1 protein-coding gene is annotated in these 619 nt (G+C 50.4%); it reads left to right on the top strand.

The features are described from left to right. Positions 1 to 619: thymidine phosphorylase (locus R7Q46_RS28115; RefSeq protein WP_318078429.1), on the top strand; the 619-nt coding region annotated here is incomplete at both ends.

Raw genomic sequence — 619 nt, 5'->3', positions numbered from 1 at the left:
TACGCGACTCGTGATATCACGGCTACCGTAGACAACATCTCACTGATCACGGCATCGATCCTGTCTAAGAAATTGGCAGCGGGTCTGGAATCTCTAGTGATGGACGTAAAAGTCGGTTCTGGCGCATTTATGCCAACTTACGAAGCGTCTGAAGAGCTAGCAAAATCTATCGTTGCTGTAGCAAATGGTGCAGGCACGAAGACTACCGCAATCCTTACGGACATGAACCAAGTACTGGCTTCTTCTGCTGGTAATGCGGTGGAAGTTCGTGAAGCGGTTCGTTTCCTAACGGGTGAATACCGTAACCCGCGTCTACTTGAAGTGACGATGGCATCATGTGCTGAAATGCTCGTGCTTGGCAAACTGGCTGAGAACACAGACGACGCACGCGCGAAACTGATGGAAGTGCTAGACAACGGTAAAGCAGCAGCTTGCTTCGGCAAAATGGTTGCGGGTCTTGGCGGCCCAGCTGACTTCGTCGAAAACTACGATAACTACCTAGAAAAAGCAGAAATCATCAAGCCAGTTTATGCGACAGAAACAGGTATTGTCTCTGCAATGGACACGCGTGCTATCGGCATGGCTGTGGTTTCTATGGGTGGCGGTCGCCGTGTTGCAA

This window comes from Vibrio sp. 811 (genome assembly GCF_033339195.1).
The sequence above is the reverse complement of the archived record's forward strand: the minus strand, read 5'-3'. Positions and strand labels throughout refer to the sequence as shown.